19 protein-coding genes are annotated in these 16,358 nt (G+C 35.6%); all 19 read left to right on the top strand.

Features of this window, described 5'->3' with window-relative positions:
* Nucleotides 1–13: 13 nt before the first annotated feature.
* The 19 genes from atpG to EL165_RS04515 all read left to right on the top strand — a co-directional run bounded on the left by atpG (nucleotide 14) and on the right by EL165_RS04515 (nucleotide 16,344).
* Entirely contained in the window at nucleotides 14–877 is an 864-nt protein-coding gene (atpG, locus tag EL165_RS04605) for an ATP synthase F1 subunit gamma (protein WP_002979116.1), read from the top strand.
* A gap of 269 nt (nucleotides 878–1,146) precedes the next feature.
* Nucleotides 1,147–2,505, top strand: coding sequence for a hemolysin family protein (locus tag EL165_RS04600; RefSeq protein ID WP_002979118.1), 1,359 nt, complete (start codon nucleotides 1,147–1,149; stop codon nucleotides 2,503–2,505).
* A 15-nt stretch (nucleotides 2,506–2,520) separates the two neighbouring features.
* Nucleotides 2,521–2,826, top strand: a complete 306-nt coding sequence (locus EL165_RS04595) for an ATP-dependent Clp protease adaptor ClpS (RefSeq protein WP_002979120.1) — start codon at nucleotides 2,521–2,523, stop codon at nucleotides 2,824–2,826.
* A 211-nt stretch (nucleotides 2,827–3,037) separates the two neighbouring features.
* The gene (gene udk, locus EL165_RS04590; protein WP_002979122.1) at nucleotides 3,038–3,652 is read left to right on the top strand and encodes a uridine kinase; all 615 of its coding nucleotides are present in this window, start codon (nucleotides 3,038–3,040) and stop codon (nucleotides 3,650–3,652) included.
* 4 nt (nucleotides 3,653–3,656) lie between these two features.
* The gene (locus EL165_RS04585; RefSeq protein ID WP_002979124.1) at nucleotides 3,657–4,013 is read left to right on the top strand and encodes an FtsB family cell division protein; all 357 of its coding nucleotides are present in this window, start codon (nucleotides 3,657–3,659) and stop codon (nucleotides 4,011–4,013) included.
* A 68-nt stretch (nucleotides 4,014–4,081) separates the two neighbouring features.
* Nucleotides 4,082–5,245 carry a methylmalonyl-CoA mutase family protein gene (locus EL165_RS04580; RefSeq protein ID WP_002979126.1) on the top strand — a complete coding sequence of 388 codons (1,164 nt, stop codon included), beginning with the start codon at nucleotides 4,082–4,084 and terminating at the stop codon, nucleotides 5,243–5,245.
* A complete protein-coding gene (locus tag EL165_RS04575) occupies nucleotides 5,245–5,685 on the top strand; it encodes a DinB family protein (protein WP_002979128.1) in 441 nt (146 codons plus the stop codon). The genes EL165_RS04580 and EL165_RS04575 overlap by 1 nt, the downstream gene beginning before the upstream one ends.
* A gap of 63 nt (nucleotides 5,686–5,748) precedes the next feature.
* Complete coding sequence (locus EL165_RS04570; RefSeq protein ID WP_041461751.1) at nucleotides 5,749–6,129, top strand: GxxExxY protein; 381 nt, start codon at nucleotides 5,749–5,751, stop codon at nucleotides 6,127–6,129.
* A 33-nt stretch (nucleotides 6,130–6,162) separates the two neighbouring features.
* A complete protein-coding gene (locus tag EL165_RS04565; protein WP_041461472.1) occupies nucleotides 6,163–7,311 on the top strand; it encodes a class I SAM-dependent methyltransferase in 1,149 nt (382 codons plus the stop codon).
* A gap of 136 nt (nucleotides 7,312–7,447) precedes the next feature.
* Entirely contained in the window at nucleotides 7,448–7,720 is a 273-nt protein-coding gene (locus EL165_RS04560; RefSeq protein ID WP_002979134.1) for a hypothetical protein, read from the top strand.
* 156 nt (nucleotides 7,721–7,876) lie between these two features.
* A complete protein-coding gene (locus tag EL165_RS04555) occupies nucleotides 7,877–9,256 on the top strand; it encodes a dipeptidase (protein ID WP_002979136.1) in 1,380 nt (459 codons plus the stop codon).
* A 209-nt stretch (nucleotides 9,257–9,465) separates the two neighbouring features.
* A complete protein-coding gene (locus tag EL165_RS04550) occupies nucleotides 9,466–10,383 on the top strand; it encodes a T9SS type A sorting domain-containing protein (RefSeq protein WP_002979138.1) in 918 nt (305 codons plus the stop codon).
* Nucleotides 10,384–10,461: 78 nt separating this feature from the next.
* Entirely contained in the window at nucleotides 10,462–11,169 is a 708-nt protein-coding gene (locus EL165_RS04545) for an SDR family oxidoreductase (RefSeq protein ID WP_002979140.1), read from the top strand.
* Between the two features lie 198 nt (nucleotides 11,170–11,367).
* The gene (locus EL165_RS04540; protein ID WP_002979142.1) at nucleotides 11,368–12,114 is read left to right on the top strand and encodes an electron transfer flavoprotein subunit beta/FixA family protein; all 747 of its coding nucleotides are present in this window, start codon (nucleotides 11,368–11,370) and stop codon (nucleotides 12,112–12,114) included.
* 40 nt (nucleotides 12,115–12,154) lie between these two features.
* Complete coding sequence (locus EL165_RS04535; protein WP_002979144.1) at nucleotides 12,155–13,102, top strand: electron transfer flavoprotein subunit alpha/FixB family protein; 948 nt, start codon at nucleotides 12,155–12,157, stop codon at nucleotides 13,100–13,102.
* 183 nt (nucleotides 13,103–13,285) lie between these two features.
* The gene (locus tag EL165_RS04530) at nucleotides 13,286–13,885 is read left to right on the top strand and encodes a bifunctional nuclease family protein (RefSeq protein ID WP_002979146.1); all 600 of its coding nucleotides are present in this window, start codon (nucleotides 13,286–13,288) and stop codon (nucleotides 13,883–13,885) included.
* 22 nt (nucleotides 13,886–13,907) lie between these two features.
* On the top strand, nucleotides 13,908–15,188 hold the full coding sequence (locus tag EL165_RS04525) for an MFS transporter (protein ID WP_002979148.1): 1,281 nt from the start codon (nucleotides 13,908–13,910) through the stop codon (nucleotides 15,186–15,188).
* 338 nt (nucleotides 15,189–15,526) lie between these two features.
* Nucleotides 15,527–15,931, top strand: coding sequence for a hypothetical protein (locus EL165_RS04520; RefSeq protein ID WP_002979150.1), 405 nt, complete (start codon nucleotides 15,527–15,529; stop codon nucleotides 15,929–15,931).
* 2 nt (nucleotides 15,932–15,933) lie between these two features.
* On the top strand, nucleotides 15,934–16,344 hold the full coding sequence (locus EL165_RS04515) for a hypothetical protein (protein WP_002979152.1): 411 nt from the start codon (nucleotides 15,934–15,936) through the stop codon (nucleotides 16,342–16,344).
* Nucleotides 16,345–16,358: the final 14 nt, after the last annotated feature.

Below are 16,358 nucleotides of genomic sequence, written 5' to 3'. Positions count from 1 at the left end.
TGAACCCAAATTAATGGCAAACTTAAAAGAAATACGAGGCAGAATTACGTCAATTTCATCTACGATGCAGATTACACGTGCTATGAAGATGGTTTCCGCAGCGAAACTTAAAAAAGCACAGGACGCAATCGTAATGCTAAGACCTTATTCTGAAAAATTACAGGAGCTTATCCAGAATGTAAATTCTAGCTCTGATCCTGACCAGGTTTCTGTATATGCTCAGAAAAGAGAGGTTAAAAGAGTACTTTTCATCGCTGTTACTTCAAACAGAGGTCTTGCGGGAGCTTTTAACTCTTCTATCGTAAAGGAGCTTAACATTCAGTTCCAGAACAACGCTCAGTATGAGATTGAAGTTCTTCCGGTAGGTAAAAAAGTATATGATGCTGTAAGAAAAAACCGTTCGGTTTATGCTAATGGAAGTTCTGTTTATGATAATCTGAACTTTGATACAGTTGCTCATATTACTGAAGGAGTAATGACAAGCTTCAAAGAAGGAAAGTTTGATGAAGTTTATGTTATCTATAACAAATTCGTGAATGCAGCTACTCAGGAAGTAACTACAGAAAAACTTCTTCCGATCTCAATGCCTGAAAATACAGAGCCACAGGTTGAAACTGATTATATCTTTGAACCTAACAGAGCTGAAATCCTTGATAATTTGATTCCGAAATCTATCAAAACTCAGGTTTTCAAAGCAATCTTAGATTCAGTAGCATCTGAGCACGGAGCGAGAATGACAGCAATGCACAAAGCAACAGATAATGCTCAGGCTTTAAAGAATGATCTTGTGATCTTCTACAACAAAGCAAGACAGGCAGCAATTACCAACGAAATCCTGGAAATTGTTTCCGGAGCAGAAGCTTTGAAAAATTCGTAAAGAATTATTTTAACATACAATTAAAGCATCGATATTATCGGTGCTTTTTTATTTTCACAAGGCTGAAAATGTCATTTAATACCCAAAAAACTCTTTATTGACATTATAATGAGAATATACCTCAATTATTTTTTTTATTGAGAAAAAACAGCATCAGATCACTTCAGATTTTTCTTTCAAAAATTCCTTCATCGAAATAATCTATCCCGGATTCAGGTTATTTTTATTTTACATATCTTTGTACTTAATAAAATTTATACAACTTCTAAATGGACTCGGACATAGTCAGGCTTTTGCTGGCCTTATTTCTTGTTTTACTAAATGGCTTTTTCGTAGCCGCAGAATTTTCAATTGTTAAAGTTCGTTATTCGCAAATTCAGTTAAAAGCTGCAGAAGGAAATTCTATGGCTAAACAGGCAGAACATATCATCAAGCATCTTGATGAATATCTTTCCGCTACACAATTAGGAATTACATTGGCATCCCTTGCCCTGGGTTGGGTAGGAGAAAGTGCCCTGCATCATATTGTTGAAAATATTTTTCATTCCCTTAATATGGAAATGAGCCAGGCTTCCATTACTTCGGTATCACTGGTGATCAGTTTCGTATTAATTACCATCATGCACATTGTGTTTGGTGAGCTTATTCCAAAATCAATTGCGATCAGAAAATCTGAAGCCACTACCATGGCAACAGCTGTTCCACTGAGAATTTTCTATCTGATCTTTAAACCGTTTATCTGGTTGATGAACTCTATGTCGAATGGTTTCCTGAGATTAATCAAAATCCATCCGGCTTCCGAACAGGAGATCCACTCTACGGAAGAGCTCCAGCTTCTGGTAAAACAAAGTGCCGATAGCGGAGAGATTGAAGAGGAAAACTATGAGATCATCAAAAATGCATTTGATTTTACAGACCATTCTGCCAAGCAGATCATGGTGCCGAGACAGAATATTACTTCCATAGACTTTGAAGAAGATATCAATGAGATTATCAATAAGATTATGGACAGCGGATATTCCCGTATTCCTGTATATATTGACTCCATTGACAATGTGATCGGGATTTTCTATACCAAGGAAATTATAAGGGAATATGTGAAAAGAAAAGGAGATCTTGATCATGAAGACCTTAAAGATCTTATGAGAGATGCATTCTTTGTGGTAGAAAGCAAAAAAGTTTCAGATTTGTTGAAAACCTTTCAGCTTAAAAAACAGCATATTGCCATTGTTATTGATGAATTCGGAGGAACAGAGGGGATTATTACGCTGGAGGATATTCTTGAAGAGCTGGTAGGAGAAATTCAGGACGAAGAAGATGATGAGGAAAAAATCGTTGATAAAATTGCTGAGAATACCTATTGGGTACAGGCAACCCAGCCTTTGGACGAAATCAATGAGTTTTTACCTAAAAAACTACCGCTTTCTGAAGAAAGTGAATATAATTCATTAGCAGGATTTATTCTTTATGAACTGGAAGAGATTCCTGAAGAAAATCAGGAGTTTGACCTGGCCAACTATCATTTTAAAATTCTGAAGATGAATAATAAAAGTGTTGAGCTGGTAGAGTTGGTGTATGAAGAGCCCAGCACTATAGATAACTTAGCAGACAAAATCGGAGAAGTTTAAAACAAAACCGTAACAATGAATTTTTATAACAGTATAAAAGATTACGAAAACCCAAAACGTCAGTATGAAGAAGAAGTCCTTGTTCTGGATGATACGGATGACGTTTATAAACTGGTACTGCACAATGACGATATTCATACCTTTGATTATGTAATTGACTGCCTGATCGAAATATGCAAACATACCCTTGAGCAGGCTGAACAATGTACAATTCTAGTTCATTACAAGGGTAAATGTACCGTAAAAACAGGTTCAATGGATGTTTTGAAACCTATGCATGAAAAATTAATTTCGCGCGAATTAACAAGCGAAATCGTATAAGATAAAGTCCGGTAATAAAATTTACCGGACTTTTTTTATGAAATCCAGAGAGTAAATTTGAGTAATAACAATAAATCATAAAGACTGGCTGGTTTCCTGAAAATATTTTAATCTTTAAAAGCTTTAATCTTTTAATTTCTCAACACACTTACATTGTCACATTTTATCTAAAATAGTATATTTGTACCAACTATAAAGAAACAAAAAAACAATGCTTGTAATAGGAATTGCCGGTGGTACAGGATCCGGCAAAACTACAGTTGTTGACAAGATACTTCAGCAGCTTGATATTGAGGGAATGAATATCCTCTCTCAGGATAATTATTATCACGATAACCAGGGTCTTACATTGACGGAAAGAGAGGCTTTAAATTATGACCATCCAAAATCAATAGACTTTGACTTACTGATAAAACATGTAAAAGCTTTAAAAAATAATGAGCCGATTGAACAGCCGATTTACAGCTTTGTTACGCATTCCAGAACAGGAGATCATGTCACTGTAGAACCTAAAAATGTATTGGTAGTAGAAGGAATTCTTGTTCTTACCAACAAAGAATTACTGAAAGAATTTGATCTGAAGGTATTTGTTCATGCTGATTCTGATGAAAGATTAATCAGGAGAATCAGGAGAGATACCCAGGAAAGGGGAAGGGATCTGAGTGAGGTGCTGCACCGTTATCAGACCACCTTGAAACCAATGCACCAGGAATTCATTGAGCCTTCTAAAAATGAGGCCGATCTTATTATCCCGAATATGAAGCAGAATTCCGTGGCAATAGATTTTTTAACTACTGTTATTAAAAACTCGTTGAAAAAACATTAAAAAAATGGAAGAAAATAACCTTATCAAAGACATTCAGCCGAAATCTGAAACATTCAAACTTATCCAGAAATATGTTTTGAACAAGTATACCATTACGATCTGTCTGTTTTTGGTATGGATGATTTTTTTCGATAAAACCTCATTTCTTGTGATTAACGAACTGAATGGTGAGATTCATAAATATGAAGAGCAGCTGGACTATTATAAAAAAGAGTACGAGAAAAATGATGCTTTTTATAAAAAACTGATGAACAACAAATCAGAGAAAGAAAAATACGCAAGAGAAAATTATTTTATGAAAAAACCGAATGAAGAAATCTTCATTCTGGTGGTAGACAGTACAAAAGTCGCTAAGAAATAATAAAGTTGAATAGAGAAATTCACTTGCAAAGCAAAATTCACTATTGACAATTCACAAATAAAAAACTAATGTCAAATACAGATATACTTTCAAACTGGGAAAATTTAGTCAGAAAACAGCTTAAAACAGAGGATATTTATCCTGTTTTAGAGAAACAGAATCTGGAAGGAATAGAGGTGAAGCCTTTTTATACAGAAGTGCAGAAGCCTTTGGTAAACCTGCCACGAGTTGAAGAAAGTACCCATCTGGTAGCAAGATACCATGAAAGTCTGGAGGAGGAAGTATTTGCATTTATATTGGACCAGAATGTAGAAAACCTGGATCAGAAGACTCTTTTTGTGAATAATAAAGACCTTGCAGGGCATATCAGTCCTAAAGAAGAAGATCAGTATTTTTCGCTGATCGATGTTTTTAATGAAAAAGAAGGAAATATTGATGATCAGCTGGCAAAAGAATTACTGGCAAAAGGTTTTAAAAGAAGCATTTGTGTAGACATTTCACTCCACCAGAATGCAGGAGCAGCAATTTATCAGCAGCTTGGTATTGCTCTTGCCAAAACAAAAGAGCTGGTAGAAGCATACGGTGCTGAAATTTTAAATAAACTGATCTTCAGAATAGCAGTAGGAGGAAACTATTTCTTTGAAATGGCAAAGCTGAGAGCTTTTAAAATAGTTTTTAATCAGCTTTCCAAAGAATACGGCTTGGATGAAGTTCCTTACATCTTCGCAGAGACTTCATTGCGAAATAAAGCCGTTTCAGACAATGAAAACAATCTTATCCGATCTACACTGGAACTTGCCTCCGCAATGATCGGAGGAGCAGACGCTGTTTTCTCTAACAATTATCTGGTGGACAGAAGTACAGATAATTCAGAAGAAATTTCCTTCAAGCAACAGATTGTTCTGGCCTACGAAAGTATTATCAATGTATTTGAAGATGCTTCTAACGGAAGTTATTATGTTGAAGATATCACCCGTCAGTTTGCAGAAAAAGCCTGGGCTTTATTTGTTGAAATGGAAGAAGCAGGAGGATATCTTGAATTATTAAAACAGGGAGTTGTTCAGAAAAAGATTTATGATCATGCTGTGGAAGAGCAGAAATGGATTGAAGAGGGCAAAATAAAGCTAATAGGAGTGAATCTATACCCTAAATTAGACGTTAAAAAGTCTGCCACCGATCTTTACAACGAAAAAGAAATAAAGGCGGTACGCTGGGCTGAAATGTTTGAGTAATGAAAGAAAAATTGATCGATTTATTTGAATACACCTATCATTTCAATGCTGAAGTGATTAAAGTTATTGCTGAGAACAGAGAACTTGTAGATGATAAAACAATCAGTCTGATTAATCATACTCTTAACGCACAGCAGATCTGGAATGCCAGAATACAGGGAGAAACTACTTTTGAAGTCTGGCAGATCAATCCATTTGAGTCCCTGCAGGAGATTAATCATAACAATTTTCTTAAAAGTATTGATCTTATCAGTAATCTTGATTTAGATAAAAGGATAGAATACCAGAACTCAAGAGGAACAAAATTTGAAAACAGTATTTTTGAAATGCTTTTTCATGCAGTCAACCATTCCACCTATCACAGAGGACAAATCAATTCTTTGCTTAAGCAAAACGGGATAACTCCAGTAGCGGCTGATTATATTTTTTATAAGAGATAATTTGATTAATAATCATTTTCGAATAAGATTTTGTGTAGATTTATGAAACACAAAATGCAAATTATGAAAGAAAATGAAATAAGTTTTTATATCAGAAAATCTATATTTTCTGTTTATAATGAATTTGGACCAGGTTTATTGGAAAAGGTTTATGAGAAAGTTTTGGCACTTGAATTAAAAAATAACGGTTTAAGCGTTAAAACCCAAGTCCCAATACCCATTACATTTAAAGGAGTTTTTATTGATTCAAGCTTTATTGCAGATATAATTGTGGAGGATAAAGTTATTATCGAAATAAAATCAATTCCTGAAATAATTAATGTTCATCACAAGCAGCTCTTAACCTATTTAAAATTGACCAACCTGAAATTAGGAATACTGGTTAATTTCAATACTGATTATATTGATAAAAGTATTATTCGAAAAATAAACGGAAACATTTAATAAGCATAATAATCTGTGCAATTTGTGAAATCTGTGGGAAATAAATTACTAAACAAGGAAATCCAAAACTACATCAGTGCAAATCTGAATACGGATTTACATACACTATTGCTGAAAAAATCCCCGTTTCCGGAAGTGTCAATGCATGAAATTGTTCAGCAGATCAAAGGAAAACAGGTTGCCGAAAGAAAATTCCCTTTTCTGTTGAAAGAAGGCATCATTTTTCCACCACAGCTTAACCTTGAGCAGTCATCATCAGAAAAAACAGCCCTTTACAAATCGGATTCTTTAAAAGGAAATAAATTTATTGATCTGACAAGCGGTTTTGGCATTGATGCCTATTATCTGTCTCAAAACTTTGATGATGTTACTTTAATAGAGCAGAATACAGAACTTCTGGATATTGTTGAACATAACTGGAAGATTTTAGGCCGCCAGGCAAAATTTATCAACAGCAGACTTGAGGATTTCCTAAACGAAAATCAGGAACATTTTGATGTCATTTATCTTGATCCGGCAAGAAGAGATCAGAATAAAAACAAAGTTTTCCTTTTGGAAGATCTTTCCCCGGATATTCTTGAAATTCAGGAAAAACTGCAATCTTGTTCAAGTCTGGTGGTCATTAAACTTTCCCCGCTCATTGATCTTAAATACCTTATTTCAGTGCTGCCGGGTATTGTAAGAATTGATATTATTGCCCTGAAAAACGATGTGAAAGAAATAGTCGTGTTTCTATCCAACGAAAATACGGGAAAAGTTTTCTGCAATTGTGTAAACCTTGATAGCAATGAAGCTGCCTTTACTTACACATTTGGGGACGAAGAAACTGCACAAGCTGAATACTCTGAGCCTGAAAAATACATTTATATCCCAAATAATGCCGTTTTGAAGGCAGGTGTTTTTAATTTGATTTCGCAGAAATTCGGATTGAAAAAGCTTCACCCGAATAGCCATCTCTACACTTCCGGTGAAAAGATAGATAATTTTCCGGGGAGAATTTTTGAAATGGTAATGATTGATTCTAAAAGTATTAAGAAAAAAGGTCAGTTTAATATTATTTCAAAAAATTACCCTTTAAAACCCGAAGAAATCAAAAAGAAATATGGTTTAAAAGACGGAGGAGACCAGTATCTTATTTTTACACAATCCAAAAAAGGAAAAATTATATTAAAATCAGTATAAAAATGTTGCCGAAAAAAGCAGGATTTCTTACTTTTGGGCAATCAAAAATTTAAGCATGAGATCGCCTGCTGTTTGGAAGATTATACAGACTGAAAATAGTGCGGTTTCATATTACCTTTAAAAAATAATTTTACATATGAAAAAATTAGTGATATGTTTGGCGATTGCAACGGTGGCGGTAAGCTGTAAAAAAGTTCCGCAAGGAGGAAACAGAGGTGCTTTGAAACTTGAAGAAGGAGTAGAAAGATATTCTGATGATCCTCAGGGAGGAGCTCACGGGCATGAAGCTGCTGCTGCAGAGCACAAAGAAGAGACTCCTGCACAACCGGAAGCTGCTGCTCCGAAAACAGACAGTACTGCGGCTGCAAAACCTGCTGAAGCTGAAAAAGCTCCAAAAGCTGAACACTAATTACAAGTACAAAATATATAATTGCCCTGTTTCTGCAGGGCATTTTTTATTAAAAAGAGTGCTATAGGGCTCATTAGCATGACGTTGGGAAAATCCTGCCTTTTTGTTTGCCCCTGCCGGTCATTTTTTTTAATTTTAACAAAATAAATTTTTACAATGCAAGAGACATTAAATTACATTAACGAAAACAAACAGCGTTTCGTGGATGAATTATTTGAGTTATTGAGAATTCCTTCTATTTCTGCAGATCCCGCGTATAAAGATGACGTTTTGAAATGTGCAGACGTAGTGGCAGCACACCTTAAAAATGCAGGAGCTGATCATGTTGAAGTTTGCCAGACCAAAGGATATCCAATTGTTTTCGGAGAGAAAATTTTAGATAAAAATTTACCAACAGTACTGGTATACGGGCATTATGATGTTCAGCCGGCAGATCCGTTGGAATTATGGACCAAACCGCCTTTTGAGCCTTATATTGAGAAGACGGAATTACATCCTGAAGGAGCAATCTTTGCCAGAGGTGCCGCAGACGACAAAGGGCAGTTCTTCATGCACCTGAAAGCTTTTGAAGCCATGATGAAAACCAATGCTCTTCTTTGCAACGTTAAATTTATTCTGGAAGGAGAAGAAGAAGTAGGATCTGTAAGCTTAGGCGACTGGGTAAATGAAAATAAAGAGAAATTAGCCTGCGATTGTATCCTGATTTCCGATACACATATTTACAGCAACGAACAACCGACTGTTACAACAGGGTTAAGAGGATTAAGCTACGTAGAAGTAGAAGTGGAAGGTCCCAACAGAGACCTGCACTCAGGGCTTTATGGAGGAGCGGTTCCAAACCCTATTCACGTTCTTTCAAGAATGATTGCTGATCTGATTGATGAAAACGGTCATATCACCATTGACGGATTCTACGACAATGTAGAAACGGTTTCAGATGCAGAGAGAGCTGAAATGAACAAACTGAAAGATAATCCGGAAGAATTCAAAAAATCAATCGGATTAAGCAATATTGAAGGGGAAAAAGGCTATACAACCTTAGAAAGAACATCTATCCGTCCTACGTTAGACTGCAACGGAATCTGGGGCGGCTATACAGGAGAAGGTGCAAAAACAGTAATTCCTTCAAAAGCTTTTGCTAAAATTTCAATGCGTTTGGTTCCTTACCAGACTCCGCAGGAGATCACGGAAAAATTCACTAAATATTTTGAAAAAATCGCTCCGGATACAGTAAAAGTTAAAGTAACTCCTCACCACGGCGGAATGCCATATGTTTTACCAACGAATACCAAAGAGTTTGCTGCAGCAAAGCAGGCAATGGAATCGGCATTCGGAAAAGAGGTGCTTCCATACAGAGGAGGAGGAAGTATTCCGATTACAGCGATGTTCGAACAGGTTTTAGGCGCTAAATCTGTATTAATGGGATTCGGATTGGATTCTGACGCAATTCACTCTCCAAACGAGCATTACGGACTATTCAACTTCTATAAAGGAATTGAAAGTATCCCGTTATTTTTTGAGAATTATTCAAAATAATTGAACAAAAATAATATATGATAAGGTATTTCTGAGAAGAGATACCTTATTTTTTGTTTTATTTTCTATCATAAAATACATTTAGAAGCATATTTTTAAAGGGCTGAAAAATTAAATTCCTTGATAATAAAAGCGTTATTTTTTATTTGCAATAAGTTATTTCACCATTCATGGAAAGTTTATATTTTTAATACAAAACTTGAACTACTATGAAAAAATACTACTCAATTGCACTGTTGATATCATCAGTTTGCATTTTTGCACAGCAGTCCATATCCTTTGAGTCTACTGAAGGATTCAACGCTGGAGATATCAACGGACAGGCAGGATGGATCAGTACTCCCACCGGAGGAGTTCCCCAAAATGTAACCCATCAGACCATCAGCATGGATAAGGCAAGTGATGGAAACAGTTCCCTGAAAATTGTCAAAGAAAATACCTACGGAATCCAGAGTGCTCCCATTATCGGAGGGTTTTACAACTTGCCGACACCTCTTGCCTACAACAATTTTTCTATATCATTCGATATTAATATGTCACAACTTAATGGCTCTGATTTTGGTTTTCAGGGAGTAAATGATATGGATGATCAGTTTGTAATGAGATTGGATTTTGAAAAAAACGGATTGGTAAAGCTCCTGAATATGGTATCCGGTATACAGAACCTGATTACTGTTTCTTCAACCTGGCTGCCTAATAGCTGGTATCATTTAAAAGTAATAGGGACCGCCACAGATGTCAGATATTACCTTAATGATCTGTTGATTTATACCGGCCCGGCAGCAAGCTCTCTACCTATAAACCAGCTTCGTTTTGTACACAATAATGCATTGGGTTCTGCCTATATTGATAACATTAAAATCAATAATCAGGCAACTCTATCTACAAAAGATCCGGTTAAAAATGAGGTGAGATTATCGGTTTATCCAAACCCGGCTACTGAGTTTATAAAGATCACAACTTCTCAAAAAATAAGGCATATTGAAGTATATGACCTGTCAGGAAAAAAAATAGATGTACCGGTGAATGGAGAGCAGGTATATGTGAAAAATCTGCCTTCCGGAACTTATTTACTGAATGTGGAAACAGATGGAAGAAATTTTACAGAGAAGTTCATCAAAGAATAAATCCTGATAAATCTTAGTATCAGCAAAACGCCCCAATTGGAGCGTTTTTGTTATTTTAGAGAATTAAAAATTAACCATATGTCAGAAAATAAAACAGCTTATATAACAGGAGGAACCAAAGGAATAGGTTTCGGAATTGCGAAAATATTACTTGAAAACGGAATCTCTGTCGCATTTTCAGGAAGAAAAAGGGAAGATGTGATGAAGGCGGAAGAAGAGCTCAGACAGTATTCACAAAATGTATTGGGAATTGTTTCTGATGTAAGAAACCTGGAAAGTGAACAGGAAGCGGTAAAATATACGATTGAAAAATTCGGAAGGCTGGATTATGTGGTTGCGAATGCAGGATTGGGGATTTTTAAGCCCGTAGATGAGCTTACCGCCGAGGAATGGAACGATATGATAGAAACCAATCTCACGGGTGTATTTTATACCTTAAAAGCCTCTGTGGAAGAACTTAAAAAGACAGAAGGTTATTATATTACCATCTCCAGTCTCGCAGGTGCCAATTTTTTTGAAAACGGAACAGGATACAACGCATCGAAATTCGGGGTAGTAGGGTTTACGCAGGCTGCAATGATTGATTTAAGAAAATACAATATTAAATCTACAGTGATTATGCCGGGGTCTGTAGCAACTCACTTCAATGGAAACGTTCCTTCAGAAAAGGACAGTTGGAAGATTCAGCCTGAAGATATGGGGAATCTCGTATTGGATATTCTGAAGATGAATCCAAGAGTTTTGCCAAGTAAAATAGAGTTTAGGGCAACAAAACCAGCGAAGTAACTACATCTAATGTATTGAATAATAATTTAATAAGTATTATGCATGCATAATATATTTTTTATTTATATTAGCAAAAATTAATTCAGACAAAATCTCTGCATAAACCATCATGATTTTATGCTTCAAAGAGAAAAATAAAAATAGTACACGTGAAACCCTAAGGTTACATATGACCAATAAAAAAATTAAGAACAACATATGAAAATATTAGTTTGCATTAGTAGTGTTCCGGATACTACTTCCAAAATTAACTTTACAGCAGATAAATCTGCTTTCGACAAAAACGGAATTCAGTGGGTAATCAATCCTCTAGACGAATTTGCGTTGACAAAAGCGGTTAAACTTCAGGAATCCCAGGGAGCAACAGTAACAGTAATCAACGTAGGAGATACTGCTACAGAACCTGTTATCAGAAAAGCTTTGGCAATTGGTGCTAACGATGCAGTAAGAGTAAATCTTGATCCGAAAGACAGCTATTCTACAGCAAAAGAAATTGCAGCTGTGGCGCAAAACGGAGGATATGATCTTATCCTTTGCGGAAAAGAATCTATCGATTATAACGGAGGTTCTGTTCCGGGAATGGTAGCTCAGTTATTGAATCAGCCTTTCGTAAACGCTTCTGTAGGATTAGACGTAAACGGAAGTGAAGCTACAGCAGTAAGAGAAATTGAAGGAGGAAAAGAAACTATTTCAGTAAAATTACCGGCAGTTATTGCAGGTCAGAAAGGATTGGTAGATGAGAAAGATCTTATCATCCCGAATATGAGAGGAATTATGTCTGCAAGAACAAAACCATTGCAGGTGGTAGAGCCTTCTTCTTCAGAAGTAAAAGTTCAGGGAGTATCTTATGACAGTGTTCCGCCAAGAGCAGCTGTGAAGATGGTTTCTCCTGACAATCTGGATGAATTGGTAAGATTACTTCACGAAGAAGCTAAAGTAATCTAATCTTTAAATTTTTCAATCTTTAAATTTTAAATGTAAAACAATGGCAGTATTCGTATACGCAGAAAATATAAACGGAGTTTACAAAAAAGCGGCTTTCGAAGCAGTTTCTTACGCTAAAGCTATCGCTGATAAGGCAGGAGATACCGTTACGGCAATCTCTGTAAACCCAACTGACTCTTCAGATTTATTATACAAATATGGAGCGTCAAACGTAATCAATATCAAGGACGAAGGTCTTAAGAACTTCTCAGCAAAAGCATTTGCACAGGCGGTAAGCGAAGTGGCAGACGGAAATATCATCGTTTTCCCTCACACTACTGATGCTTCTTCTGTTGCTCCTATGCTTGCTGTGATGAAAAACTATTCTTTAATCACTAACGCATTGGAAGCTCCTGAAAGCCTTTCTCCTTTCCAGGTAAAAAGAAGAGCATTCTCAGGAAAAGGTTTCATGCATGCTAAAGCTGAAGGAAACGGAGTAATCGTTACGGTTTCTCAAAATGCTTTCGGTGTTAAAGAAAATGCGGTATCAGGTTCAGAAGAAGTGAAAAACTTATCTGTAGCGAATGAAGATACCAAAGTGATCTCTCACGAGCAAAGCTCAGGAAAATTAGACCTTAAAGAAGCTGAAATCGTTGTTTCTGCAGGTAGAGGGATGAAGGGGCCTGAAAACTGGGGAATGATCGAAGATCTGGCAAACGTTTTAGGAGCTGCTACGGCATGTTCTAAGCCGGTTTCTGATATCGGATGGAGACCTCACACAGAGCACGTAGGGCAAACAGGTAAAGCGATTTCACCAAACCTTTACATCGCTGTAGGGATTTCCGGAGCCATCCAGCACCTTGCAGGGGTTAACTCTTCAAAAACAATCGTAGTAATCAACAGTGATCCTGAAGCACCATTCTTCAAGTCTGCTGATTATGGAGTTGTAGGAGATGCCTTCCAGATTATTCCTGCATTAACAGAGAAAATTAAAGCAATTAAAGGATAAGAAAGCGAATAGTGAATAGTCGCTTGCTTGTCAATTTTTAATTAAAATAATTCACTCGCAAAGCAAAATTCATTATTGACGTTTGACCATCATCAACAATACAATAAAAGCTCGGCTTTCCGGGCTTTTATTTTTGCGTAAAAAAGTGAAAACACAACAAAAAATTAATCTATATTTGTAGCTATGGATTATAAACAGCTAATTATTCGCGGAATATCGTACAGCCAGACTCAATCAGGTGCGTACGCATTGTTACTGGAGCATGAAGAAACACACATAAAATTACCTGTTGTTATAGGAAACTTCGAAGCCCAGTCTATCTCTCTAGGATTGGAAAAAGATATTCATCCGCCGCGTCCTCTTACCCATGACTTATTCACAAAATTTATAGTCTCTGCCAATTATGAGTTGGTTTCTGTCATTATCTATCAGATTGTAGACGGAGTATTCTTCTCCAATATCAACTTTAAAAATAAAGTGACGGATGAAGAACTGATCCTTGATGCCAGAACTTCTGATGCTGTTGCAATGGCCGTAAGATTTGATGCGCCGATATTTACAACCCAACAGGTTTTAAATGAAGCCGGAATTTTACTGGAACTTGAAGATGTATCAAAAGAAGACCAGTCCTTCTCAGAAACTGTACAGACAGAAGATAACTTAAAATCTCTTTCGATGGAGGAGCTTCAGAAACTATTGGATGAAGCCGTGAAAGAAGAAGACTATGATACTGCCCTTGAGATTCAGGAAGAAATCAAGAGGAGGAAAAAGAAAATTGATTAAAGAGATACTTTTTATATAAACTATGAATTTAAAATTACGACTGACTGTCCTGAATTTTCTTCAGTTTGCAGTTTGGGGAGCTTACTTAACTTCTATGGGAAATTATTTAGGTTCTATAGGATTAGGCTCCAAAATAGGACTTTTCTATGCAATGCAAGGAATTGTTTCTATTTTTATGCCTGCAATTATGGGAATTATTGCAGATCGTTGGATCCAGGCGCAAAGACTTCTTGGGATCTGTCATTTACTTGCTGCGGGATTTTTAATTGCTGCAGGATATTATGGGATGTCAGCAGGAAACAATGTTGAGTTTCCCAAATTATTTACTTTGTATAGTTTGAGTGTGATGTTCTATATGCCTTCAATTGCATTGTCAAACTCTGTAGCCTATACAATTCTTGTTAATAATAATTTCGATACAATTAAAGCTTTCCCACCAATTCGTACTTTTGGAACGATTGGGTTTATCTGTGCAATGTTATTTGTAGATTTTACAAGTTATCAGAATAATTATTCACAGTTTTTTGTTTCTGGTATTTTAGGAATTATTTTATTCCTGTATTCATTTACGTTGCCTGCATGTCCTGTTAATAAAAGCAATGAAAAAAGAAGCTTATATGATGCTTTAGGATTAAAAGCTTTTAGTTTGTTTAAAGATAAAAAAATGGCAACATTCTTTATCTTTTCAATGTTATTAGGAGTTTCCCTTCAGATTACTAATGGTTATGCAAATCCGTTTATAACAAGTTTTAAAGATATTCCTTCTTTTAAAGAAACATGGGGAGCTAATCATGCTAATGCATTGATTTCCTTGTCCCAGGTTTCTGAAACAGCATGTATTTTGTTAATTCCATTCTTCTTAAAAAGATTCGGAATTAAAAAAGTAATGCTAATGGCCATGTTCGCGTGGGTTTTAAGATTCGGATTATTTGGATTTGGAAATCCTGGTGGTGGTGTATGGATGTTTATTCTGTCCATGATCGTCTATGGTATTGCATTCGATTTCTTCAATGTATCAGGTTCCCTCTTTGTGGATAAAGAAACAGATAAGAGTATACGATCAAGTGCACAAGGAGTCTTTATGATGATGACAAACGGTTTCGGTGCAACAATTGGAATGCTTCTAGCGCAGGAGATTGTAAATCATTATGTATTTTCTCAAACCGATCCTTTGCTGCAACTAAAAGGATGGGAAATGTCCTGGTATATTTTTGCAGGATATGCTTTAGTCGTTGCAGTATTATTTGCTTTTATTTTCAAACACAAGCACAATCCGGAAGATGTTTCATCCGTAAAACATTAATTGAAACTCACATTTTATTAAGATATTAAATTGCATTTTGAAAAAAATGCAATTTTTTTATTTAAAGATGGTTATGCGAATTAAATCTGTTTTTCATAAGGACTTTACTTCTGCTTTCACTAATAATGCTTACTGAACAAAAAATATGGTCTTCAGATAGGAATAGAAATAGCAAATGTTAATTTTAAATTTAATAATAAATCCATTTTTTCTTTACATAATAATTAAAAATATCAAACATTTTTTATGTCTAACAAGTGTTCGGTGCCAAACTTCTATTTTTAAGACACACTATTTAAAAGTGTGTTTTTTTTTTGTATTTTGGCACTTTAGTAAATATGAAAAATATTCAGTTATTAGGTTTAATTTTAGTCATCGTAGGCAGCTTTTTACCCTTGGTACATGTACCTGTCATCGGAAACTGGAACTATTGGAAGCTTGATCATTATCTGGCTATTATCTGCTGGATTTTTTCTGCTTGTGCAGTTTTTGGAATTGTAAATAACAGTGCCGGAGTTGTTAGATTTTTTGGTATTCTGCTTATTCTTTTATTCGGATTTACATTAGTTGCTGTGAAAATGCAGTCGCTTCAATATTTCAGCTTTTTACCATTCAAATCATGGCAGGAAACCTTTGCGGGAATTGTTAAGTTAAAATGGGGATGGGCTGTAGAATTTTCAGGTGCTTTGATGATGATTTTTGCAGGAAGAAATAAAAAAGTAAACAATAGAACACAAATATAAAAATGAATTTCTTAAAAATATTTTCAGCAGGAATTTTGCTGACAGCAGCTATTCAGATAGAGGCCCAGGCAACAGGACAGAAAAAGCCGGATAATCCGCCTAAGTGTGCTAATATTAAGGAAGGGAAGTTCGTAAGACCCAATTATCCGGAAGGGATATGGCATATGACCATTAAGGATAATATTCAGACTGAATATTTTAATAATGGAAAAGATTATATCAAATCGACACTGGTTTTTGTGGATGACTGCAATTACAAGGCAATCGTGATGGAAAAATCAGATAAAAATGATCCCGCACAGATAGGAGATGTTTTCAATAATAAAATTGTAGCCACTCAGGACAACCTTCTGAAAGTGAATACTAAAATTGAAGGAACTCAATTTGATGTGGTGTACGTAAAAGTAAAATAAATTCAAACTATAAA

This window comes from Chryseobacterium gleum (assembly GCF_900636535.1).
Taxonomy (GTDB): Bacteria; Bacteroidota; Bacteroidia; order Flavobacteriales; family Weeksellaceae; genus Chryseobacterium; species Chryseobacterium gleum.
This window is presented reverse-complemented; position numbering and strand designations above follow the sequence as displayed.

Bases quoted from the DNA above. Each gene is read 5' to 3' on its own strand.
- atpG (WP_002979116.1), top strand. From the start codon at position 14: ATGGCAAACTTAAAAGAAATACGAGGCAGAATTACGTCAATTTCATCT.
- EL165_RS04600 (WP_002979118.1), top strand. From the start codon at position 1,147: ATGGACTCGGACATAGTCAGGCTTTTGCTGGCCTTATTTCTTGTTTTA.
- EL165_RS04595 (WP_002979120.1), top strand. From the start codon at position 2,521: ATGAATTTTTATAACAGTATAAAAGATTACGAAAACCCAAAACGTCAG.
- udk (WP_002979122.1), top strand. From the start codon at position 3,038: ATGCTTGTAATAGGAATTGCCGGTGGTACAGGATCCGGCAAAACTACA.
- EL165_RS04585 (WP_002979124.1), top strand. From the start codon at position 3,657: ATGGAAGAAAATAACCTTATCAAAGACATTCAGCCGAAATCTGAAACA.
- EL165_RS04580 (WP_002979126.1), top strand. From the start codon at position 4,082: ATGTCAAATACAGATATACTTTCAAACTGGGAAAATTTAGTCAGAAAA.
- EL165_RS04575 (WP_002979128.1), top strand. From the start codon at position 5,245: ATGAAAGAAAAATTGATCGATTTATTTGAATACACCTATCATTTCAAT.
- EL165_RS04570 (WP_041461751.1), top strand. From the start codon at position 5,749: ATGAAAGAAAATGAAATAAGTTTTTATATCAGAAAATCTATATTTTCT.
- EL165_RS04560 (WP_002979134.1), top strand. From the start codon at position 7,448: ATGAAAAAATTAGTGATATGTTTGGCGATTGCAACGGTGGCGGTAAGC.
- EL165_RS04555 (WP_002979136.1), top strand. From the start codon at position 7,877: ATGCAAGAGACATTAAATTACATTAACGAAAACAAACAGCGTTTCGTG.
- EL165_RS04550 (WP_002979138.1), top strand. From the start codon at position 9,466: ATGAAAAAATACTACTCAATTGCACTGTTGATATCATCAGTTTGCATT.
- EL165_RS04545 (WP_002979140.1), top strand. From the start codon at position 10,462: ATGTCAGAAAATAAAACAGCTTATATAACAGGAGGAACCAAAGGAATA.
- EL165_RS04540 (WP_002979142.1), top strand. From the start codon at position 11,368: ATGAAAATATTAGTTTGCATTAGTAGTGTTCCGGATACTACTTCCAAA.
- EL165_RS04535 (WP_002979144.1), top strand. From the start codon at position 12,155: ATGGCAGTATTCGTATACGCAGAAAATATAAACGGAGTTTACAAAAAA.
- EL165_RS04530 (WP_002979146.1), top strand. From the start codon at position 13,286: ATGGATTATAAACAGCTAATTATTCGCGGAATATCGTACAGCCAGACT.
- EL165_RS04525 (WP_002979148.1), top strand. From the start codon at position 13,908: ATGAATTTAAAATTACGACTGACTGTCCTGAATTTTCTTCAGTTTGCA.
- EL165_RS04520 (WP_002979150.1), top strand. From the start codon at position 15,527: ATGAAAAATATTCAGTTATTAGGTTTAATTTTAGTCATCGTAGGCAGC.
- EL165_RS04515 (WP_002979152.1), top strand. From the start codon at position 15,934: ATGAATTTCTTAAAAATATTTTCAGCAGGAATTTTGCTGACAGCAGCT.